This is a genomic window from Nonomuraea salmonea, from assembly GCF_042428605.1.
Lineage (GTDB): Bacteria > Actinomycetota > Actinomycetes > Streptosporangiales > Streptosporangiaceae > Nonomuraea > Nonomuraea salmonea.
Genome location: NZ_JBHMCF010000041.1, coordinates 136,358 through 157,097 on the forward strand (window position 1 = coordinate 136,358; position 20,740 = coordinate 157,097).

The 20,740-nt window shown below is 71.8% G+C and carries 19 protein-coding genes; 8 read left to right on the forward strand and 11 right to left on the reverse strand.

The genetic code is table 11. The features are described 5' to 3' along the window. Positions 1 to 20: 20 nt before the first annotated feature. On the reverse strand, positions 21 to 971 hold the full coding sequence (locus ACFFR3_RS38055) for a hypothetical protein (protein ID WP_379484703.1): 951 nt from the start codon (positions 969 to 971) through the stop codon (positions 21 to 23). Between the two features lie 72 nt (positions 972 to 1,043). Between ACFFR3_RS38055 and ACFFR3_RS38060 the strand changes: the two genes are divergently transcribed. Then, positions 1,044 to 1,679 carry a TetR/AcrR family transcriptional regulator C-terminal domain-containing protein gene (locus ACFFR3_RS38060; RefSeq protein ID WP_364382152.1) on the forward strand — a complete coding sequence of 212 codons (636 nt, stop codon included), beginning with the start codon at positions 1,044 to 1,046 and terminating at the stop codon, positions 1,677 to 1,679. Positions 1,680 to 1,686: 7 nt separating this feature from the next. Here the strand turns inward: ACFFR3_RS38060 and ACFFR3_RS38065 are convergent, their stop codons facing one another. Continuing rightward, complete coding sequence (locus ACFFR3_RS38065; RefSeq protein ID WP_345385100.1) at positions 1,687 to 2,721, reverse strand: amidohydrolase family protein; 1,035 nt, start codon at positions 2,719 to 2,721, stop codon at positions 1,687 to 1,689. A gap of 152 nt (positions 2,722 to 2,873) precedes the next feature. Here ACFFR3_RS38065 and ACFFR3_RS38070 point away from each other — a divergent pair, with 152 nt between their 5' ends. Beyond that, positions 2,874 to 3,491 carry a TetR/AcrR family transcriptional regulator gene (locus tag ACFFR3_RS38070; RefSeq protein ID WP_364382158.1) on the forward strand — a complete coding sequence of 206 codons (618 nt, stop codon included), beginning with the start codon at positions 2,874 to 2,876 and terminating at the stop codon, positions 3,489 to 3,491. A gap of 2 nt (positions 3,492 to 3,493) precedes the next feature. Here ACFFR3_RS38070 and ACFFR3_RS38075 read toward each other — a convergent pair whose 3' ends face one another. From ACFFR3_RS38075 to ACFFR3_RS38090, 4 genes are all read right to left on the reverse strand, one after another. Then, positions 3,494 to 4,429, reverse strand: a complete 936-nt coding sequence (locus ACFFR3_RS38075; protein WP_345385098.1) for an esterase/lipase family protein — start codon at positions 4,427 to 4,429, stop codon at positions 3,494 to 3,496. Positions 4,430 to 4,575: 146 nt separating this feature from the next. Then, complete coding sequence (locus ACFFR3_RS38080) at positions 4,576 to 4,782, reverse strand: hypothetical protein (RefSeq protein WP_345385097.1); 207 nt, start codon at positions 4,780 to 4,782, stop codon at positions 4,576 to 4,578. Positions 4,783 to 4,808: 26 nt separating this feature from the next. Then, a complete protein-coding gene (locus ACFFR3_RS38085) occupies positions 4,809 to 7,112 on the reverse strand; it encodes an ABC transporter permease (RefSeq protein WP_379484704.1) in 2,304 nt (767 codons plus the stop codon). After that, on the reverse strand, positions 7,109 to 7,807 hold the full coding sequence (locus ACFFR3_RS38090; RefSeq protein ID WP_345385093.1) for an ABC transporter ATP-binding protein: 699 nt from the start codon (positions 7,805 to 7,807) through the stop codon (positions 7,109 to 7,111). Before ACFFR3_RS38090 ends, ACFFR3_RS38085 begins: the two co-directional genes overlap by 4 nt. A 117-nt stretch (positions 7,808 to 7,924) precedes the next feature. On the opposite strand from ACFFR3_RS38090, the gene ACFFR3_RS38095 reads away from it, so the two are divergent. Together ACFFR3_RS38095 and ACFFR3_RS38100 are read left to right on the forward strand one after the other, a co-directional pair. Then, on the forward strand, positions 7,925 to 8,845 hold the full coding sequence (locus ACFFR3_RS38095; protein WP_345385092.1) for a sensor histidine kinase: 921 nt from the start codon (positions 7,925 to 7,927) through the stop codon (positions 8,843 to 8,845). Beyond that, the gene (locus ACFFR3_RS38100) at positions 8,842 to 9,528 is read left to right on the forward strand and encodes a response regulator (RefSeq protein ID WP_345385091.1); all 687 of its coding nucleotides are present in this window, start codon (positions 8,842 to 8,844) and stop codon (positions 9,526 to 9,528) included. The genes ACFFR3_RS38095 and ACFFR3_RS38100 overlap by 4 nt, the downstream gene beginning before the upstream one ends. Here the strand turns inward: ACFFR3_RS38100 and ACFFR3_RS38105 are convergent. Beyond that, a complete protein-coding gene (locus tag ACFFR3_RS38105; protein ID WP_364382169.1) occupies positions 9,525 to 10,787 on the reverse strand; it encodes a cation:proton antiporter in 1,263 nt (420 codons plus the stop codon). The two genes, ACFFR3_RS38100 and ACFFR3_RS38105, sit on opposite strands and share 4 nt — an antisense overlap. A 222-nt stretch (positions 10,788 to 11,009) precedes the next feature. On the opposite strand from ACFFR3_RS38105, the gene ACFFR3_RS38110 reads away from it, so the two are divergent. Continuing rightward, entirely contained in the window at positions 11,010 to 13,001 is a 1,992-nt protein-coding gene (locus ACFFR3_RS38110) for a carbamoyltransferase family protein (protein WP_379484705.1), read from the forward strand. Here the strand turns inward: ACFFR3_RS38110 and ACFFR3_RS38115 are convergent. From ACFFR3_RS38115 to ACFFR3_RS38130, 4 genes are read right to left on the reverse strand one after another with little or no spacing between them, the layout of a single operon-like run. Beyond that, positions 12,998 to 14,401: an acyl-CoA carboxylase subunit beta gene (locus ACFFR3_RS38115; protein WP_364382175.1), complete on the reverse strand. Its 1,404-nt coding sequence runs from the start codon at positions 14,399 to 14,401 to the stop codon at positions 12,998 to 13,000. The genes ACFFR3_RS38110 and ACFFR3_RS38115 overlap by 4 nt on opposite strands. 6 nt (positions 14,402 to 14,407) lie before the next feature. Beyond that, positions 14,408 to 14,647 carry an acyl carrier protein gene (locus tag ACFFR3_RS38120; protein ID WP_345385088.1) on the reverse strand — a complete coding sequence of 80 codons (240 nt, stop codon included), beginning with the start codon at positions 14,645 to 14,647 and terminating at the stop codon, positions 14,408 to 14,410. 40 nt (positions 14,648 to 14,687) lie between these two features. Beyond that, positions 14,688 to 16,601: an ABC transporter ATP-binding protein gene (locus ACFFR3_RS38125; protein WP_379484706.1), complete on the reverse strand. Its 1,914-nt coding sequence runs from the start codon at positions 16,599 to 16,601 to the stop codon at positions 14,688 to 14,690. Between the two features lie 33 nt (positions 16,602 to 16,634). After that, complete coding sequence (locus ACFFR3_RS38130; protein WP_345385087.1) at positions 16,635 to 17,432, reverse strand: alpha/beta fold hydrolase; 798 nt, start codon at positions 17,430 to 17,432, stop codon at positions 16,635 to 16,637. 234 nt (positions 17,433 to 17,666) lie between these two features. Here ACFFR3_RS38130 and ACFFR3_RS38135 point away from each other — a divergent pair, with 234 nt between their 5' ends. From ACFFR3_RS38135 to ACFFR3_RS38145, 3 genes are all read left to right on the forward strand, one after another. Continuing rightward, positions 17,667 to 18,881 carry a cytochrome P450 gene (locus ACFFR3_RS38135; protein ID WP_345385086.1) on the forward strand — a complete coding sequence of 405 codons (1,215 nt, stop codon included), beginning with the start codon at positions 17,667 to 17,669 and terminating at the stop codon, positions 18,879 to 18,881. A gap of 96 nt (positions 18,882 to 18,977) precedes the next feature. Beyond that, entirely contained in the window at positions 18,978 to 19,190 is a 213-nt protein-coding gene (locus tag ACFFR3_RS38140; protein ID WP_345385085.1) for an MbtH family protein, read from the forward strand. A gap of 134 nt (positions 19,191 to 19,324) precedes the next feature. Then, positions 19,325 to 20,740, forward strand: a 1,416-nt coding sequence (locus ACFFR3_RS38145) for a condensation domain-containing protein (RefSeq protein ID WP_379484707.1), incomplete at its 3' end; no start/stop codon positions are given.

Genomic DNA, 20,740 nt, shown 5'->3' on the forward strand with positions numbered 1-20,740 from the left:
ATCTCCCTTTCCGTGCGGCCTCAGCCGGGGACGACGACGGCGCGGGTGCGGCCCTGGTGCGCCCACGCCTCGCCGACGCGGCTGAGCGGGTAGGCGGTGTACGGCGCGTCGAAGGTGCCGTCCGCGAACCGGGTGATCATCTGGGGGAACTCGGTGATCATGTCGGCCTTGGAGACCGAGCCGAGCCCGCTGCCGGTGACCCGGAACCGCCGGCTGCGCAGCAGCGCCGCGGGCAGCGCCGTGTCGTTCCCGGCGAGCGAGCCGATCTGCACGTATGAGGTCGTCTCGCCGTCCTCGTCGGGGCGGAAACCGGCCAGAGCGCCGAAGGCGGCCTCGGCCACCCAGCCCCACACGAAGTCGAGGATCAGCGTGGGCTGCGTCTCGGCGAGCACGGGGGCGAGCGCGTCCAGGGCTCCGTCCTGGGTGAGCGGGACGGTGAGCGCGCCTACGCCGGCCAGCGGCTCCAGCGCCGCGCGGTCGCGGCCGGCCGCGATGACCTGCTTGGCGCCGAGCGCCACCGCCGCCCGTACGGCGAGGCCGCCCGACATGCCGGTGGCCCCGAGCACCAGCACGGTGCCGAGCCCGCCGGTCTCCTCGCGGTGGGCGGCCAGCGGCATCCAGCCGGCCGACGCGGGGTTCATGCCGGCGGCGACGGCGAGCGGGTCGGCCCCTTCCGGCACCTCCACCTCGAACGGGGTGACCATCGACTCGGCCATCGTGCCCCAGGGGCCGCGAGGCAGGCCCGTGTAGACCAGCCGCCCGTCCTCGGTCCTGGCGACCGCGTCCACGCCGGGGACGAGGGGGAAGGCGTCGCCGCTGCGGTAGTGGCGGCCGGTGGCCATGCCGCGGACGACGTGGTGCAGGCCGGCGCCCACGAGCCGGACGGGCGCCCGGCCCGGCTGGGGCTGCGGCTCGGGGAAGTCCGCGCACACGGGGGTGGCGTCGGGAGAGGTGACAACGGCAGCACGCATGACAGCGCCTCCTGAACTAAGTTCAATTCTGGACGCCGTCAACGGTGCCTGAACTTTGTTAAGGTGTCAACCGTGGCGAAGGGCATCACTCGGGAGCGGATCGTGGCGGCGGCCCTCGACCTGCTCAATGACAAGGGCATGGACGCGCTGACAGTCCGTGCGCTGGCGTCCAGGCTCGGCGTGGGGGCACCCGCGCTCTACTGGCACGTCCGCAACAAGCAGGAGCTGCTCGACGAGATGAGCACGTTCGTCATGCGCCGGGTGATCCAGGCGCTCTCGGAGATCGATCCCGGCGCGGGCTGGCGGGACGCGATGGCCGCGTACGCGCGCGTCCTGCGCTCCGAATACCTCAAGCACCGCGACGGCGCGCGCATCTTCAGCGGCACCCGCTTCTCCGATCCCTCGGTGGTCACGGCGAAGGATCCGTGGCTGGAGAGCCTGACCGGGGCGGGGTTCTCGCTGGCCGAGGCGGACGACGCGATCGATCTGATCACCGCGTTCGTGGTCGGCTTCGTGATCGAGGAGCAGGAGCGCAACCGGCCACGCGACGACGACCCCGAGCGCTACTCGCTGGAGGGGCGCGACGAGTGGCTGGGGGAGGGCGCCGACCTGGTCAAGGCCGCCGGGCATCTGCGCGACGACGGTGACCAGCGCTTCGAACGGCAGCTCGGCGTCGTCCTCGACGGGCTGGCGGCCCGGTTGCGCTGATGCTCGGCTACGCGCCGTTCAGGCCGAACAGACGCTCGGCGTTGCGGTGGGTGATCTGCTCCCGCTCATCGGGGGTGAGGCCGAGCCCGTCGATGAACTCACGCGTGCCGTCGAGCCGCAGGAAGGGGTAGTCGACCGACCAGATCACCCGGTCCAGCCCCACCACGGCGCGGACGAAGTCGAACTGGGGCCGCTGGTACATGCCGCTCGGGGTGACCCAGACGTGCGAGCGGTAGGTCTCGGTGATCGTCCGCGACAGGCCGGTGTCGCCGGGGGAGAGCACGTCGTCCAGGCGGCTGAGGTAGAAGGGCACCATCTCGCCCCAGTGGCCGCTGACGACCTGGAGGCCGGGGAGGCGGTCGAAGACGCCGGCGAGGACGAGCCGCAGCACGTGGATCCCCGCCTCGTGGTGCCAGCCCCAGCCGGCCAGCGAGAACTCGGTGGTCACCTTGTCGCCGAACCCGGCGTAGTAGGCCTGCTGGACCTGCGGCACCGGCGCGTACGGGTGCAGGTAGAGCGGCACCCCCAGTGCGGCGATCCGCTCCAGGGCTGGCAGGTACGCCGGATCGTCGAGGAACCGGGCGCCTGGGCGTCCCATGATGAGGACGCCGCGCAGTCCGAGGCCGGTCACGGCGCGGTCCAGCTCGTCCACGGCGGCGGCCGGGTCCTGCCACGGCAGCGCCGCGAACCCCTGGATCCGGTCGGGACGGGCGGCGGCCGCCTTCGCCAGCCGGTCGTTGGCCGCCCGGCACAGGGCGAGCCCCCGGTCGCCCGGCACGAGCTGCACCGGGTTGGTCCAGGAGACGATCTGCAGGTCGATGCCGTGCTCGTCCATCAGTCTGACGCGTCCTTCGCCGAGGTCGGCCCCGAGCTCGAACGCCTCGTCGATGTCCACGGCGGGCCGGCGTCCTGGGCCGGGACGCACGGGCGAGTCGCTGCGGCTCTGCAGACGCATGTACGGCGTCTCGCGGGCGATGGCCGGGCCCGCCGCCGCGGCGATCACCGGATCGACCGCGTGTTCCTCGATGCAGATGAGTGTCATGGATGGTCCCCGATCTCAGGCCCTCGTCGCGCGGTCATGCGGCTGGGTCTGGTGTCGATTTGCCTGGTCGGAGCGGTCGTCACCATCATGGTCGGTGGTTTCGACCAGCCAAGTAAACTCTACTGTACCGTTTACTTTTTAGTGAGGGTGGCATGGCCCGACGCGGGCAAGAGTTGCGCGAGCACATCCTGGAGACGGCGAAGTTCGCGTTCCTGGAGGACGGCTTCGAGCGGACTTCGATGGACGCCGTCGCCGCGCGGGCGGGCACGTCCAAGCGGTCCCTGTACGCGCACTTCCCGACCAAGGACGTGCTGTTCCACGCGGTCGTGGAGCACATCCGCGGCTCGTTCGGCGGCCGGATCCGCACCCCCGCCACCTACTCCGACGACCCGCGCGAGGCGGCCGTGCGCTACTGCGGGCGGTTCGTCCAGCTCCTGCACTGGTCGGCGGCGGCCAGGATGATCAGGCTCGGCATCGCCGAGGCCGACCGCCTCCCGGATCTGGCGGCCGGCCTCTACGACGTCCTCTTCGGCACCACGGCCGCGGACCTGGCGGCGTACCTGACGACCGCTCTGGACCTGACGCCCGGCCGGGCGGAGGCGATCTCACACGAGTTGTTCGGCCTCGTCCTGCATCCGACGCTGCCGCGCCTGCTGTTCGGCCTGGAGCCCCTCGTGGACGAGCTGCCTGACGAGTCCACGCTGGCCTCCGACGTGGACCTCGACAGGATCAGGCGGCTCCTGCGCGAGGTCCTGCCGGCGGAGGCGTGAGGCTACTGCGCCTGCTGGTCGTACAGGCCGTCCATCATCCGGACGAGCGGGGCCGCGTACGTCGAGCTCTCGCCCTCCTCGCTCGCCGACCCGCCGTACTCCACCTGCCAGTCGCCGGTCGAGGTGTTGCGGATGGAGGTGTGGCTCAGCGTGCCGCCGCTCGCGTTCTCGTCGTACAGGGCCCAGTGGTGGGCGGTGCGCTTGTTCGTCGCCGAGTCGACGCTGACGGTGTCGTCATGCCGCGAGGCGAGGAAGGTGTAGTCCGTGCTCATCTGCGACTGCGGCTGCTTGCCCAGCCAGCTGATGAAGCCGCTGCCGGGACGCATGTCGCTGCACTGCTCGTGGGTGATGGCGCACGCGGTCACCAGCGCGCTGCCGATGCCCTGGTGCGGGGTGGCGAAGGTGACCATGTCCTCGATGTAGAGGAACGGCGGCCAGTCACGAGGCCAGTCGGTGGCGCCGATGTCGTCCGGATCGACGGTCAGCCCGCTGATGTCGGGCGGCGTCTTGCCCACGCCGTACCTGTTGACGCCCTCGATGGCCGCCTTCGCGACGAGGCCGCCCATGGAGTGCGTCACCACGTCGATGGCGATGTCCTTGCTGGAGTACAGGTAGTAGACGGTCCACGCGAACTGGCGGCCGACCTCCTGGATGCGCGTGTCGGTCGTGCCTCTGAGCCTGAGGTCGCAGTTGGTGGCCTTGTTGTAGTAGCCGAAGGTGACGACGTCGCCCCAGCCGTTGCCGTTCAGCAGGTTCCTGGCGCTGTTCCACGCGCCCGAGCAGCTGATGTCCGCCTCGCGATCGAACCCGTGCACCATGACGGTGACGCGGTGCCCGTCGGCCCGTGCGGGCGCGGCCGACGCGGCCGTTGCGGTGGCGATGAGGGTGGCCGCGACGATGGCCCCGATCAAGGACAGGGATCTGGCTAACTTGTGCATCCACGGTCTCCGTTCCGTTGAGCCGGAGGCAGAGTAACGCGTGGACGATCATGGCGAGCCGCAGTTGAACGCGGCACCGGCCATGGGAAGGCCCGCCGCCACGGCGGCAGTTGAACACGTCCCCGCCGCACGCGGCGGGGACGTGTTCAGGGGATCGTGCCGTAGGCCAGCAGGTCCTCCAAATACGCCACGTGCGCCGGGGCGAGCTCCAGCCGGTACGTCTCGCCGTTCGCCGGATCGGTGATCGTCAGCACCGTCCGCGGCGCGTCAGGGCTGCAGTCGTGCACGCCGTCGACCAGTTCCTCCTGGAGGGTGAGGGCCAGTGACTGCGCCGCCGTGTAGGGGGTGTCCATCGGTCAGGAGTCCCGTCTCCGTCCGCTCATTCGGTACGCAGCGCTTCCGCGATCGTCAGGGTGGCCGCCGAGCGGGCGGGCAGGAACGCGCCCAGCATGGCGATGGCCACGCCCGCCACGACCAGCGCACCCAGGGCCGCGGCCTGCCAGACGTCGAGCAGGATCGCGGGCGCGTTGAGCCCGACGGCGTCGAGCATGGCCTGCACGATGACCCGGTGCGAGGCCATGCCGATCGGGATGCCGACCAGGCCCCCGATGGCCCCCAGCGCCGCCATGGACGTGATCATCATCAGCGTCACCTGGCGCGGCGTCATGCCGATGGACTTCAGCATGGCGAGGTCGCGGCGGCGCTCGCGGGTGTTGAGCACGACGGTGTTGAAGACGCCCAGGGTCGCGACCGTGCCGAGGAGCAGCGTGAAGAGCGAGGCCGCGCCGATGATGGCCACGCTGTTCTGGTCGACCTGGGACTTGGCCTGCGGATAGAGGCCGGGGTCGGCGGCTTTGACGGCGGCGTTGAAGGTGTCGACGTCGGTGCCGGGGGTGAGCTGCACCTCGTACTGGGTGGCGCGGGCGCCGGGGTCGATCGCGGTCAGCGTGGGCCAGCTCACCATGATGAGGTCGTTGGAGGCGTCCATGACCTCGCCGACGATCGTGGCCTGGGTGCGGGCGGCGCCGAGCGCGATCGTGAGCCGGTCGCCGACGCGCAGCCCGAAGCGTTTCAGGAACGCCGAGGGTGCCGCGACCTCGTTGGGGCCGGAGAAGTAGCGGCCCGACACGACCACGTCGCCGCGGGTCGAGGCGTCGCCGCGCAGGAACTGCGCCTTGCTACGGCTGGTGTGGCCGGGCAGCTGCACGTCGATCCAGGCGTCGGCGGTGACGTAGCGGACGCCGGGCTGGGAGCGCAGCAGCGCCTCGATGGCGGCGTCGTCGAGCTTGGGCCTGACCTGGTCGGGGCGTCCGACATAGACGACGGAGTGGACGTGGCCGACGCGCTGCGCGGTGTCGCCGTACGCGGTCATGGTCTGGAACAGGCCGGTGGCGAGCGTCACCGCGGCCACGCCGAGCACGATGGCGGCGAGCGTCAGCGCCGAGCGACCCGGCCGGGCGAACGGCATCCCCAGCCCGAGGCTCATGCTGCGGGGCAGCCGGGTGCCGGACAGCACGCGCTGGATCGCCTGCCCGCGGCCCGCCCTGGGCGCGCTGCCGGAGCGGATGGTCTCGGCGGCCGACAGCCGGTGCGCGCGCGAGGCCGGGATGAGCGCGGCCAGCACGACCACGGCCGGCACGCCGAGCAGCGCGGCGAGGTAGACCCACCAGCTGACGCCCAGGCCGATGGACGCGCCGATGCCGGCGAACACGCGATCGAGCAGCGGCTGCGAGATCAGCGCGCCGAGCCCGGTGCCGACGAGGCACCCGGCGAACCCGGGCAGCAGGACCATGGCCAGATAGACCGCCATGACCTGGTTGGGGGTGAAACCGAGCGACTTGAGCACGCCGATGTGCCGCTGCCCCGCGACGACGGCGCCGCTGATGACGTTGGCCACGATGAGCACCGCGACCAGCAGCCCGAGCAGCCCGAACCCGGCGAGGAACGGCAGGTAGGAGGTGGCCGCCCTGGAGACGTCCTGCTTGACGGTGAGGTACGGCTGCTGGTTGAGCACGCCGGCCGGCGGCAGGTCGGCGGTGACGTTCGCGGTGGCGGCGCGCACGTCGTTCTCGGTCTCGGCCTTGGTGAACCGGTAGAGCATCTGGGCGGTCGTGGGTTTCATCGCCTGCATCTGCGCGGGCGTGACCCAGGCCTCGGCCGTCCTGGTGACGCTGGAGGCCAGGCCCACGATGGTGAAGTTCAGCCCTTCCCTGGTCTGGACGGCGGCGCCGACCATGTCGCTGAAGAGCGGCTCGACCGGCCGGTTGACCACGATCTCGCCCGGCTTGGCGGCCCAGCGGCCCGCCCACAGATCGACCTGGTCCACCGGCCCGCCGGGGCCGGGCCGCCCGACGACCGTGAGCGGTCCCGACGGCAGGCTCTGCCGGGTGTCGGCGACGGTGAGCACGCTCTGTCCGTACGGCCCCGCCGCCGCCTCGACGCCCGGCTTGGACGCCGTCTCCGCGAGCCGCGCGTCGGGGACCTCGGCCCGGTCGAAGGTGACCACGACGTGGGGCCCGCGCTGCTCGGCGAAGGTGCGGTCGAACGGCCCCGACGAGGCCTCCAGCAGGCCGAGCGCCACGACGATCGCGACCGTGGAGCACAGGACCACCACGGCGAGGATCGTGCTCTGCAGCCGGCGCCGCCGCACCGCGGCCAGCGCGATGCGCATCACCACGTTCATGGGGTCCACTCCAGCGTGCGCTCCGCGGTGACTCGGCCGTCGGCCAGCTCGATCACCCGGCCGGCGCACCGCTCGGCGAGCCGCTCGTCGTGGGTGACCAGCATCAGGGTCTGCCCGATCTGGTGCAGGTCGAGCAGCAGGTCCATGACCTGCTCGCCGGAGTGGCTGTCGAGCGCGCCGGTCGGCTCGTCGGCCAGCAGCACGGCGGGCCGGTTCATCAGCGCGCGGGCGACGGCGACGCGCTGCCGCTCACCGCCGCTCAGCACCGCCGGGTACATGCGGGCGCGGTCGGAGATGCCGAGCTCGTCCAGCAGCTCCATGGCCCGCCTGCGTGCCTGGGCGGCGGGCGTGCCGGTGAGCTGCGCGGCCAGCGCCACGTTGTCCAGCGCGGACAGGTCGTCGAGCAGGTTGAAGAACTGGAAGATCATGCCGATGCGGCGCCGCCTGAACAGCGCGAGCCCCGTCTCGTTCATCCCGGTCAGGTCCTCGCCGTGGACGACGACGCGCCCTGCGGTGGGCCGGTCGAGCCCCGAGATGAGATTGAGCAGGGTCGACTTCCCGCAGCCGGACGGCCCCATCACCGCGACCGCCTCGCCGGCGCGGATCTCCAGCGAGACGCCGCCGAGCGCCACCGTCTCGCCGTATTGCTTGCGTACCTGATCAAGTTGTACGACGATCTCGGTTCCGGTTGTCATGAGAAGGAGGCTACAAACGGCGCGGGAGGCCGGTCATCCTTCCCCGGATGTAGATCCGCACCGATGTCATCCTGTGGATGTAGTGCGGATCTCCACGTCGTTTGCCAGGGTGGAACGGTGGGCGGAGTCTGGGCGTACGCCTTGGTCGTCGTCGTGGTGGTGCTGCTGGGAGTGACGCTGGCGCTGAGCGTCGCCCTCGTACGAGCGCAGCGGCGGCACCGCGCGGCCATCGAGGAGCAGGGCAGGTTTCTTGAGCGGGAGAGCGACCGGGCCGCGAGGGCGGCGGTCGACGCCGAGCGGGCGAGGATCGCCAGGGAGCTGCACGACATCGTCAGCCACAACGTCAGCCTCATGGTCGTCCAGGCCAGCGCGGCCCGCGAGGTGATGACCCTGCAGCCGGAGGCGTGCGCGGAGGCGCTCAAGGCGGTCGAGAACGCCGGCCGGTCGGCGATGTCGGAGCTGCGCCACCTGCTCGGCCTGCTCGCCCCCTCGCCCGACGGCGTCGAGGACCCCATGGAGGACGCGCTGGTGCCGTCGCCGAGCCTGAGCGGGCTCAACCCGCTGATCGACCGCTTCGCCTTCGCCGGGCTCACCGTCGAGACGCGCATCCTGGGCGAGCCCAGGCCGCTGCCGCCGGGCATCGACGCGACCGTCTACCGGATCATCCAGGAGGCGCTGACGAACGCGCTCAAGCACGCCGAGCCGGACACGAAGGCCGAGGTGACGATCCGCTACGCCGACAACCAGATCCGCGTGGAGGTGCTCAACACCGGCCCCAGCGCGCTCACCGCCGACCAGCCGCCCGAGCGGGGCCGCGACGTCCCGCAGGACCGGCAGCGCAAGGGCGACGACGGGGCCGGGCGCGGCCTGCTGGGGCTGCGCGAACGGGTCGCCGTCTACGGCGGCGACCTCGACGCCAGGCGCCGGCTCGGCGGCGGCTACCGCATCCGCGCCCGCATCCCGCTGAACGCGCCGCAGGCCGGCGACCCGCAAGGCCCGCCCGGTGCGGGCGCCGCACTCCGACAGGACGGCCGATGACCCCCGAGCCCTCGCCCCGCGTGCTGATCGTCGACGACCAGGCGCTCATCAGGACCGGGTTCCGGCTGATCCTCACCACCCGCGGCATCGACGTGGTGGGGGAGGCTGCCGACGGCGTGGAGGCGGTGACGGCCGCGCGGGAGCTGCGGCCGGACGTCGTGCTCATGGACATCCGCATGCCGAACCTCGACGGGCTGGAGGCGGCCAGGCGGGTGCTGGCGCAGGACCCGGACTGCCGGGTGCTCATGCTGACCACGTTCGACCTCGACCGCTACGTCTACGCCGCGCTGGCACTCGGCGCGAGCGGCTTCCTGCTGAAGGACGTCACGCCCGAGCATCTGGCCAACGCCGTGCGGCTGGTCACCACCGGCGACGCCCTGCTGGCCCCGTCGATCACCCGCAGGCTCGTCGAACGCTTCGCCGCGCAGGACCAGGCAGGGGGTGCCACGGCCACGAGCGTGCCCGCCGACCTGGCCGTGCTGACCGCGCGCGAGCTGGAGGTGCTGACGCTGGTGGGGCGCGGGCTGTCCAACGCGGAGCTGGCCGAGGCGCTGACGCTGAGCGAGACCACGGTGAAGACCCACGTCGCGCGCATCTTCACCAAGCTCGGCCTGCGCGACCGCGCCCAGGCCGTGGTGGTCGCCTACGAGAGCGGGCTGATCAGCGCGGGCTCCGCCGGTTAGCCCGCCCGGCCGGCGGCGGCCCCCTCTTCGGCCCCGGCGGTGGTCCCGGCCGCGGGCGCCCGCTGCTCGGCCGGGTGCAGCCGGTTCAGCAGAGGGCCGGTGAGCGCGGTGGTGACGACGGCCATCACCACCATGAGCGCGTAGAGGCGTTCGTCCAGCACGCCGAGCTCCAGCCCGACGCCGAGCACGACCAGCTCCGTCAGCCCGCGCGTGTTCAGCAGCGCCCCCAGGGTGACCGCGCCGCGCGCGTCCAGGCCGCCGATGCGGGCCCCCGCGTACGCGCCGGCGAACTTGGCGGTCACCGCCGTGACCAGGATGACGGCCAGCTCTCCCCACTCGCCCGCGCTCAGCCCCGACAGGTCGATCGTGAGCCCTGCCATCACGAAGTAGACGGGCAGCAGCAGCGTCCCGCACAGCGGCTCGACCCGCCGGATGACGCACGCGCGCACCTCGTCGCCGCCGGACGTGGACAGCAGCACGCCGAAGAGGAACGCCCCGAAGATGTAGTGCAGCCCCAGCCAGTCGGTGAAGGCGGCCGACAGCAGCAGCCCGGCCAGCACGACCGCGAAGAAGAGCCCGCCCCCCGCCTCGCCGTTCCCGCGCAGCCGGGCCGCGCGGCGCAGCAGCGGGCGCACGAGCGTGACCATCACGACGACGTACGGCACGAGCAGCAGCAGCCACCACTGCAGGCGGGCGCCGGTGGCGAGCGCGACCACCAGCGCGAGCAGCGCCCAGGCCAGCACGTCGCAGACGGCCGCGCAGGTCAGCGCGGTCGAGCCCATGCGGGTGCCGGTGAGCCCGCGGTCGGCGATGATCCGCGCGAGGACGGGGAACGCGGTCACCGACATCGCCACCGCGAAGAACAGCACGAACCCGGCGGCCGACCCCCTCTGGTGCCCCGCGAGCAGCGTCGCGGCCAGCAGCGCGCCCAGCGCCAGCGGCACCGCCGTGGCGAACAGCGAGGTCCACACGGTCACCCGGCCGCCGCCCCGCAGCGCGCCCACGTCCAGCTCGGTGCCGACGACGAACATGAACAGCGCCACCCCGACCCCGGCCAGCGCGCTCAGCACCGGCCGCACCTCGACGGGGAAGATCACGGCCGTGACGGCGGGGCTGAGCAAGGTGGGGCCGAGCAGGACACCGGCCACGATCTCGCCCACGACGGCGGGCTGGCCGAGCCGGCGGGCGAGCCCGCCCATGACCTTCGCCAGCACCACGACGAGCGCGAGATCCAGCAGCAGCATGTGCGTGGGAAACACGGGGAAACCCATTCTCGGAGTGACGCCGCATTGATTGCCGGGCGCCGACTCTATCCGGGTCGCCCGCCGTCCGTCTGCGTTCAACCGGGGTGCGGAGGCGGTTGAACGCGCCGCCCTCCGAAAATAGGCTCCGGGCGGCCGCTGAATGCCCTTTCACCGAGGTGTGCCGGCCGGAGATGTCGTCCGGCGACACGGCGGGAAACAACGGTTACCGTGACGGGCATGCTGGTACTGGGGCTCAGTGGAAACTTTTCCGACGGGGACGTCGATCTCGCGTCCCGCATGAACGACGATTTCTTCCACGACGCGGCAGCCTGCCTGATCCGGGACGGCAAAACCATCGCGGCGGTGGAGGAGGAGCGGTTCAACCGCATCAAGAAGACCACCAAATTTCCGACCGAGGCGATTCGCGCCTGCCTTGACCTGGCCGGTGTGACGCCGTCGCAGATCGACGCCGTCGGGCACTATTTCCAGGAGATCTTCGTCGACCGGGCACTGCACGAGCTGTATCTCCAGCACCCGGAAGCGCCCATCCGCTATTCGCGGGAACTCATCACCGACCAGCTCGGCGCGGAATTCGGCATCGAACTCCCGGCCGAGCGGCTGGTGTACGCGGAACACCATGTGTCGCACGCCGCGTCCTGTTTCCTGCGCTCGGGAATGAAGGACGCGCTCGTCGTCGTCATGGACGGCCGCGGCGAAATGCATTCGACGACCGTGTTCCGCGGCGGGCGCGGCGGGCTGGAGCCGCTCGCGACGTACGGCATCGACAAGTCGCTCGGGCAGTTCTACGAGGCGGCGACCCATCTGCTCGGTTACCGGATGGGCGACGAGTACAAAGTCATGGGGCTCGCGCCGTACGGCGACGCGAACGTCCACCGCGACATCTTCGACTCCCTCTACACGTTGAAGAGCGGCGGCGACTTCGAACTGCGGCCGATCACCGGCGCGTTCTTCGTCAACGGCTTCGTCCCGCGCAGAAAGGGCCAGGACTTCACCCGCGAGCACATGGACTTCGCGGCCGGCGTGCAGCGCACGCTGGAGCGGATCGCCATGCACGTGCTCGGCTACTGGGCCGACTACACCGGGCTGACGAAGCTGTGCTTCGTCGGCGGCGTCGCGCACAACAGCAGCCTCAACGGCGTGATCCTGCGCTCGGGAAAGTTCGACGAGGTCTTCATCCACCCCGCCGCGCACGACGCCGGCGCCGCCGAGGGCGCCGCGCTCGCCGCCGCCACGCAGCTCGGCGAGGCGCCCGCGCGCCGGTCGCGGCTGTTCAGCGCGAGCCTCGGGCCCGCGCTCGGCGACCAGGAGGACGTCCAGCGCGAGCTGGCCTCGTGGGGCGACCTCGTCCTGTTCGAGCGGCCCGCCGACATCGTGGAGTGCGCCGCCGAGCTGCTGGCCGGCGGCGCCGTGCTGGGCTGGGCGCAGGGCCGCTCCGAGTTCGGGCCGCGGGCGCTCGGCAACCGCAGCATCCTCGCCGACGCCCGGCCGGGCGAGAACAAGCACCGCATCAACTCGATGGTGAAGAAGCGGGAGGGCTACCGGCCGTTCGCGCCGGTGGTGACGGAGGAGGCCGCCGGCGCCTACTTCGAGCTGCCGCCCACGCGCGCCAACTACGACTTCATGTCGTTCGTCGTCCAGGTGCGCGAGGAACGCAGGGCGGAGCTCGGCGCGGTCACCCACGTGGACGGCAGCGCCCGGCTGCAGATCGTCACCCAGGAGGCGAACGAGCGTTTCCACCGGCTCGTCCGGCGCTTCGGCGAGCTGACCGGCACCCCCGTGCTGCTGAACACCTCGTTCAACAACAACGCCGAGCCGATCGTGCAGACCGTGCAGGACGCCGTGACCTGCTTCCTCACCACCGAGCTGGACTACCTGGTGATCGAGGACTTCCTGATCAGGCGGCGGTGGGGCCACTGGCTGGGCCTCGACGGCCTGGTGCCCAGGCACCGCCCGGTGACCAGGCTCGTCAAGCGGGTCCGCACCACGCCGGCCGGGCACCGCGACGTCGTGCACGAGATCTTCCTCGACTACACGAACGGGCCGCGCGCGGAGATCTCGCCCGCCGCCTTCGCGGTGCTGGAGGCGGCCGACGGGAAGCGGACCCTGGAGTCGCTGGCCGGTGACGCCGGGGTGAGCGACGACCTGCGCAAGGAGCTCCACCTGCTGTGGCAGGGCAGGTTCTTCGTCCTGGCCCCCACCGGCCGTTAGAGCGGGATGTTGGCGTGGTGCCCCCGGCGTGGTGCGGCCTCGGCGATCACCTTGGCGATGGCCTCGCGGCTCTTCGCCGGGTCGATGACCTCGTCCACCACGCCGAGCCGCACGGCCGCGTCGAGACTGCCGGTCTCCTTCTCGTGCTCGGCGGCCAGGGCCGCCTCGAGCAGCGGGCGCTCCTGCTCCGGCGCGGCGGCCAGGGCCTGGCGGTGCAGGATGCGCACCGCCGAGACCGCGCCCATGACCGCCATCCGCGCCGTCGGCCAGGCGAGGACCCGGGTGGCGCCCAGGGCGCGGGAGTTCATCGCGATGTACGCCCCGCCGTACGCCTTGCCCACCATCAGCGTCACCCGGGGGACGCTGGCCTCGGCGAAGGCGTGCAGCAGTTTCGCGCCCCGCCGGACGACGCCGTCCCACTCCTGCTTGACGCCGGGCAGGTAGCCGGGGACGTCCACCACGACCACCAGCGGCACCCCGAAGGCGTCGCACATCCGCACGAACCTGGCGGCCTTCTCGGCTGACGCGGCGTCCAGGCAGCCGCCCAGCCTGATCGGGTTGTTGGCCACCACGCCGACCGTGCGCTCGCCGAGCCGGCCGAGCGCGGTGACCACGTTCGGGGCCCAGCGCGGGTGCAGCTCGGCGCCCGGCTCGTCCAGCAGGCCGTCGAGCAGCGGATGCACGTCGTACGCACGCTTGGGGTTGTCGGGAAGCAGCGCGGCGAAGTCCGTCCCCGCGGTCTCCGGCATGCGCGCGCACCCCTGGTGCCCGAGCAGGGCGGCCAGGCGCCGCGCCGCGGCGACCGCCTGCGCGTCCGTCGTGGTGACCACGTGCGCGACGCCGCTGCGCCGCCCGTGCACGTCGGGGCCGCCGAGCCCGGCCATGTCGACGTCCTCGCCGGTCACCGAGCGCACCACGTCGGGGCCGGTGACGAAGATGCGGCCCTGGCCCGACAGGATGACGACGTCGGTCAGCGCCGGCCCGTACGCGGCGCCGCCCGCCGCGGGCCCGAACACCGCCGAGAGCTGCGGCACGACCCCCGAGGCCCGCGTCATCGCCGCGAACACCAGCCCGACCGCGTGCAGCGAGCCGACGCCCTCGGCCAGGCGGGCGCCGCCGGACTGCCACAGCCCCACGACGGGCACCCGGTCGTGCAGGGCGCGGTCGTAGGCGCGCACGATCCGCTCGCACCCCTCGGCGCCCATCGCGCCGCCCTGGATCCTGGGGTCGCTGGCGAAGGCCACGACGGGCGTGCCGTGGACGCGGCCCACACCGGCCAGCACGCCGCTGCCGTCCGCGGGCCCCAGCAGGCACAGGCTGGAGTCGTCGAAGAACGACTCCAGCCGGGTACGCGGGTCGCGCGCGTCGGGCACGCGCACCCTGTCGAGATCGTCCAGCACCGGTCCCTACCCCCGGATGAAGGCGACGGCGTCCTTGACCGTGCGCAGCTCCTTGAGGCGATCGTCCGGGATCTCCACCCCGAACTCCTCCTGCGCCGCCAGCGCCACCTCCACCATGGACAGCGAGTCGATGTCCAGGTCGTCCACGAAGCTCCGCTCGGGCGCGACCTCCGCCGCGGGGACGCCGGTGACCTCCTCGATGATCCGCCCCAGCCCGTCGAGGATCTCTTGCTCGGTTGCCGTCATGACAGTGCGCTCCCATCGGTGTTCGGTGTGGACGAGCCGGTCAGGCCGGCTCGGGCCGGGGCGCGGCGTTCACCGCCGGCCCGGCGAACTGCGTGCGGTAGAGGTGCGCGTAGAGCCCGCCGGCGGCCAGCAGCTCCTCGTGGCGGCCGCTCTCCCTGATCCGGCCCGCCTCGACGACCAGGATCTGGTCGGCCTCCCTGACCGTGGACAGCCGGTGCGCGATCACCAGCGAGGTCCGCCCGGCCAGCGCGCTCTTGAGCGCGCGCTGGATCGCGGCCTCCGACTCCGAGTCCAGGTGCGCGGTGGCCTCGTCGAGCACGACGATCGGCGGCGACTTGAGCAGCAGCCTGGCCAGGGCCAGGCGCTGCTTCTCGCCGCCCGACAGCCGGTAGCCGCGGTCGCCGAGCACGGTGTCCAGGCCGTCGGGCAGGCTCGCCACGACCTCCCAGATCAGCGCCGCCTCGCACGCCTCGACCAGCTCCTTCTCCGTCGCGTCCGGGCGGGCGTAGAGCAGGTTCGCGCGGATGGTGTCGTGGAACATGTGCGCGTCCTGGGTGACGACGCCGACCGCCTCGCGCAGCGAGGCCAAGGTCAGGTCCCGTACGTCGTGGCCGCCGATGCGCACGGCCCCTTCCGTGACGTCGTACAGGCGGGGCACGAGCTGGGTGATCGTGGTCTTGCCCGCCCCGGAGGGCCCCACCAGGGCCGTCAGCCCGCCCGCGGGGGCGGTGAAGCTCAGGCCGGACAGCACCAGGCTCTCCTCCCCGCCGTTCCGGCGCAGGGCCGGGGGCTCCAGCGAGGCCAGCGAGACCTCCGCGGCGGCCGGGTAGCGGAAGGAGACCCCGTCGAACACGATGTCCAGCGGGGCGCCCCCGCTCACCGCCGGCAGCGGCCGTGCTCCCTTGCGGTCCGCGACCAGCGGTTCGAGGTCCAGCACCTCGAAGATGCGGTCGAAACTGACCAGCGCCGTGAGCGCGTCCACCTGCAGGCTCGACAGCTGGTTGATCGGCCCGTACAGGCGGAACAGCAGCGCGACCATGGCGACGAGCGTGCCGATCTCCAGCCCGCCGCCGATGACCAGGCCGCCGCCGACGCCGTACACCAGGGCCGTGGTGAGCGCGGTGAGCGCGGTGACCACGATGTGGAACAGCTGGCCGTAGACGACGCTCAGCACGCCGACGTCCCTGACGCGGCCCGCCTTCCTCGCGAACAGCGCCTCCTCCTCTGCGGGCCGCCCGTACAGCTTGGCCAGCAGCGCGCCCGCCACGTTGAAGCGCTCGTTCGTCAGCGAGCTCAGCTCCGCGTCGACGTTCATCTCCTCCCTGGCCAGCCGCTGCAGGCGGCGCCCGACGAGCTTGGCGGGCAGCAGGAAGAACGGGATCATCACCAGCGCGGCGAGCGTGATCTGCCACGACAGGTAGAGCATCGTGCCGATCACGATGACGAGCGTGATGACGCCGGAGGTCGCGCGGGTCAGCAGCGAGGTGACCGCCTGCCTGGCGCCCATCACGTCGGTGTTGACGCGGCTCACCAGCGCCCCGGTCTGGGTCCGGGTGAAGAACGCGACCGGCTGCCGCTGCACGCGGGCGAAGACCTCCGAGCGCAGGTCGTAGACCAGGCCCTCGCCGACCTGGCCGGACGAGCGGGCCTCGGCGTACAGCGAGAGCGACTCCAGCAGCGCCAGCCCGACGATCGCCAGGGACAGCGTCAGCACCACCCCGGGCCGGCCCGGCACGATGCCGTCATCGATGATCATCTTCAGCAGCAGCGGGGTCGCCGCGGTGATGGCCGCCGTGAGCATCGTGCTCGTCAGCAGCATCGCCAGCGGCCTGCGGTAGCGCCTGACGTACGGGACGATGCGCCGCACGGTCCCCGGCCTGACCCGCTGTCGGGTGATCGAGTCGTCGTCGAACGACACCTTGGCCATCATTTCCGGACCGCCCACAGTGGCCACGGCCGTGTCCCTCGCTTTCGGCAGGAGATCGGGTCAGTGCTTGTCGAGAAACTCGATGAGCGCGAGATTGACCTCCTCGGGGCGCTCCAGATAGCCCATGTGGCCGCAGTCGCGGATCTCCACGTAGTCGCAGTCCGGGATGCCGTCGGCCACCTCCGCGCACAGGTGCGGCGGGCAGATGAGGTCGTCGGTGAAGGCGATCACCCGGCAGGGCGCGGTGATCGAGCGGAGCCGGTCCCTGCGGTCGCCGACCGGGTCCACCCACGCCTGCCCGCCACCGCCCGCGCCGCCGGCCAGCTCGAAGATCTCCAGCCACGAGGAGACCGCGGCGTCGTTCCTGAGCGTCGCGGGCGACAGCATCTCCATCACCGACCGGGTCGCCGCGTAGCCGGGCGGCACCGTGACGCCGCTGTCCAGCAGCGCGTGGTCGGCGACGGCCAGAGCGCGCCTGAACACGTCCTCGCGCCCGCGCGTCGCGATCAGCGCAGCGCACCTGACCAGGTCGGGCCGGTCGATCGCCACCTCCTGGGCGATCATCGCGCCCAGAGACGTCCCGACGATCCGGCACGGGCCGAGCGCCAGCGCCTCGATCAGGCCCACGGTGTCGGCGACCATGTCGGCCAGCGCGTACCTGCCCGGCGGCACGTCGGACGGCGGGATGCCCCGGTTGTCGAAGACGATCGTCTCGTAGCCCGCCCGTTGCAGCGCCGGCGTCTGGTACGTCGTCCAGACGCGCCCGGCCGCCGACGACCCCATGATCATCAGTACGGGCTCTCCCTTGCCGGAGCGCTCGTAGGCGAGTCGGATTCCGTTGGCTTGAACAAAAGGCATGATCCGTCCGCGCTCTTCGTATTCACCACGCCGCATGACGGCGAAAGGCCCCGGTCGAACGCTCACTATGGCAGCGGGGGAGCGGCCCGGCAATGCGCGGACCGGCGGCCGTTCAACTGCCGCCGGGCGTCGGTTGACCACCCCCCGGCGGAAAACCTTGACCCCGGCGCCGCGCATTCCGCTGAATTGAACGTGCTTTCACGCGGCCATTTCTGAATACGGTGAGGTAATCGAATGCCCGACGGTACGCCGCGGATCAATCTGGTGGACCCCGAACTCTACGCGACGGGCGATCCCTATGTGCAGTGGCGGTGGCTGCGCGCCAACGCGCCCGTTTATTGGCACGAGCCGACGGAGCTTCCCGGTTTCTGGGCGCTGACCGCGTACGCGGACGTGCGCGCCGCCTATCGCGACGCCGAGACGTTCAGCTCGGCCCGCGGAATCCTGCTGCGGCCCGCCGACCACGGCGCCGACCCGGGCGGCGGGCGCACGCTCGCGCTGACCGACCCGCCGCGCCACCGCGACCTCAGGAGGCTGGTCGACGAGTGGTTCGCGGTCCGCTCCGTGCGCAGCATGGAAGGCGAGATGCGCGAGGTCACCGGGCGGGTCGTCGACCAGGCCGTCGAGCGCGGTCGCTGCGACTTCGTCGCCGACGTCGCGGCCCGCGTCCCGCTGTACGTGATCTGCAAGATGATGGGCGTGCCGGCCGGGGAGTGGGAGCGGCTCTTCACCCTGACCAGCCAGGCGTTCGGCGCCGGCGACCCGATGGCGCGGCGCTTCGCCCACCTCGAGATCATGGGCTACTTCGAGACGCTGGCGGCGGAGAAGGCCAAGGACCCCGGCGACGACCTGGTCAGCGTGCTCGCCACGGCCACCGTCGAAGGCGCTCCGCTCAGCCCGGACGACGTCATACTCAACTGCGACAACCTGCTGGTCGGCGGCACCGAGAACACCAGGATCGCCGCCTCGGGCGGGATGCTCGCCCTCATGCGCCACCCGGCCCAGTGGCGGCTGCTCCAGGACGACCCCGGCCTGCTGCCCGGCGCGGTCGAGGAGATCCTGCGCTGGACCTCCACCGCCACCCACATCATGCGCACCGCCACCAGGCCCGTGGAGATCCGCGGCCACCGCGTCGAGGCGGGCGACCGGGTGACGCTGTGGCTGCCGTCGGCCAACAGGGACGAGTCCGTCTTCGACGACCCTGACCGCTTCGACGTGCGCCGCCAGCCGAACAGGCATCTGGCGCTCGGCTTCGGCGAGCACTTCTGCCTCGGCAGCGTGCTCGCCCGGATGGAGCTGCGGCTGCTCTACGAGGAGATTGCCGGCCGCTCCCTGCGCGTGGAGCCCGACGGCGAGCCGACGATGCTCAGCTCCATCGTGGTGAACGGACCCGAGCGGCTGCCGGTGACCTTCGCCCCCGGCGGGCCCGCTCCCGCGGTGTTCAACTGACGCGGAAACGCGGTTGAGCGGTCACCGAACTGTTGCGCGCCCGCCGAACGGCTCCCTTTACTACGAATGACGATCCAGCAGAGAAAGGACCGTGTGGTGACGAATCCGTTCGACGATCCGGACGCCGAATTCCTGGTTCTGGTGAACGACGAGGGGCAGCACTCGTTGTGGCCCGTTTTCATCGATGTGCCAGAGGGCTGGACCTCCGTTTTCGGTAAGGCGAGCCGCGAGGAGTGCCTGGCCTACATCGAGAAGTCCTGGACCGATATGCGGCCGAAGAGCCTGATCGCCGCCATGGAAGGAAAGTAGGCTCGCCCCGTTCGCGCGGCCGGAGTCCGGCCGCGCGACGCCGAGCAGTACGCCGCCGCCCGATGCGCACGGTCCGGGCGCTTTTTTGAATCCCTTTGCATTGCGCTGCGAATCCGAATGGGGTGTTTCACGGCATGCCTGAATTCCGGGAACTGATGGCGGGTCAGCTCGGCATCTGGTATGCCCAGCAGCTCGCCCCCGAGAATCCGGTCTACAACATCGCCGAATACCTGGACCTGCGCGGCGAGCTGGACGCGGGCCTGCTCCTCGAGGCCGTGCGCCGCATGCTCGACGAGATCGACGGCTTCCGCGTGCGCTTCCGCGAGATCGACGGCGTGCCGCTGCAGTACGTCGACGACAGCCGCGACTACGCCGTCCAGCTCGTGGACGTCAGCGCCGAGCCCGATCCGGAAGCCGCCGCCCTGCGCTGGATGCAGGCGGACGTGCGGCGCAACGGCGACCTGCGCGCGGGCTGGCTGTTCAGCTTCGCCGTGCTCGTCCTCGCGCCCGACCGCCACTACCTGTACGAGCGCAGCCACCACATCGTCATGGACGGCCACGGCGGCGCGATGATCGCCGCCCGCACCGCCGAGATCTACACCGCCCTCCTGGAGGGCCGCCCGTCGACGGGTGACGGCCCGGAGTCCGTCCACGCGCTCATCGACGCGGAACGCGCCTACCGCGACTCCGCCGACTACGCGCGCGACCGCGACTACTGGCTGAACGCGCTGGCCGACCTCCCCGAGACCACCAGGCCCGGCGGCTCCCCGCACTCCGGCCACGGCGCCAGGAACCTGCCGAACCCGCCGGAAGGCTGCTTCGCCGGCATCGACCAGGAGCAGGCCGCGGCGCTCAAGGCCACCGCCCGCCGCATGGGCACCAGCCTCGCCGGCCTCATGATCTCCGCCGCCGCCCTCTACCAGCACTGCCTGACCGGCGACCGCGACGTCGTCATCGGCGTGGCCGTGCTCGGGGCGGGCCCGCGCGAGCGCGCCATCCCCGGCATGAAGGCCAACCTCGCCCCCATCCGCGTCCAGATGGGCCCGCAGACCACCATCCAGGACGTCGTACGGCAGACCACCCGCGCCGTCCGTGACGGCCTGCGCCACCAGCGCTACCGGTACGAGGAGATCCTGCGCGACCTCAAGCTCGTCAACCGCGAGGCCCTCTGCCCCGTCGAGGTGAACTTCGCCTCCTTCGACCACCCCGTCAGGTTCGGCGAGTGCACCGCCGAGTCGCACAACCTGTCCACCGGGCCCATCAACGGCACCCGGATCAGCGTCTACGCCGGCTCCGACGACATCGACATCAAGATCGACGCCAACCGGGACGCCGACGGCGTCGCGCCCGCCGCGGACATCTCCCGCCGCTTCCGCACCATCGTGCGCTGGCTGGCCACCGCCGAACCCGCCGACACCATCAGCCGGGCCGGCCTCCTGGACGAGGAGGAACGGCGGCAGGTCGTGGAGGAGTGGAGCGGGGCCGAGGCCGGTTCGGTGGGTGGGTCGGTGGTGGAGTGGTTCGGGGTGCGGGCTGGTGAGGTGCCGGGT

Bases quoted from the DNA above. Each gene is read 5' to 3' on its own strand.
- ACFFR3_RS38055 (WP_379484703.1), bottom strand. From the start codon at position 971: ATGCGTGCTGCCGTTGTCACCTCTCCCGACGCCACCCCCGTGTGCGCG.
- ACFFR3_RS38065 (WP_345385100.1), bottom strand. From the start codon at position 2,721: ATGACACTCATCTGCATCGAGGAACACGCGGTCGATCCGGTGATCGCC.
- ACFFR3_RS38070 (WP_364382158.1), top strand. From the start codon at position 2,874: ATGGCCCGACGCGGGCAAGAGTTGCGCGAGCACATCCTGGAGACGGCG.
- ACFFR3_RS38075 (WP_345385098.1), bottom strand. From the start codon at position 4,429: ATGCACAAGTTAGCCAGATCCCTGTCCTTGATCGGGGCCATCGTCGCG.
- ACFFR3_RS38080 (WP_345385097.1), bottom strand. From the start codon at position 4,782: ATGGACACCCCCTACACGGCGGCGCAGTCACTGGCCCTCACCCTCCAG.
- ACFFR3_RS38085 (WP_379484704.1), bottom strand. From the start codon at position 7,112: ATGAACGTGGTGATGCGCATCGCGCTGGCCGCGGTGCGGCGGCGCCGG.
- ACFFR3_RS38090 (WP_345385093.1), bottom strand. From the start codon at position 7,807: ATGACAACCGGAACCGAGATCGTCGTACAACTTGATCAGGTACGCAAG.
- ACFFR3_RS38100 (WP_345385091.1), top strand. From the start codon at position 8,842: ATGACCCCCGAGCCCTCGCCCCGCGTGCTGATCGTCGACGACCAGGCG.
- ACFFR3_RS38110 (WP_379484705.1), top strand. From the start codon at position 11,010: ATGCTGGTACTGGGGCTCAGTGGAAACTTTTCCGACGGGGACGTCGAT.
- ACFFR3_RS38120 (WP_345385088.1), bottom strand. From the start codon at position 14,647: ATGACGGCAACCGAGCAAGAGATCCTCGACGGGCTGGGGCGGATCATC.
- ACFFR3_RS38130 (WP_345385087.1), bottom strand. From the start codon at position 17,432: ATGCCTTTTGTTCAAGCCAACGGAATCCGACTCGCCTACGAGCGCTCC.
- ACFFR3_RS38135 (WP_345385086.1), top strand. From the start codon at position 17,667: ATGCCCGACGGTACGCCGCGGATCAATCTGGTGGACCCCGAACTCTAC.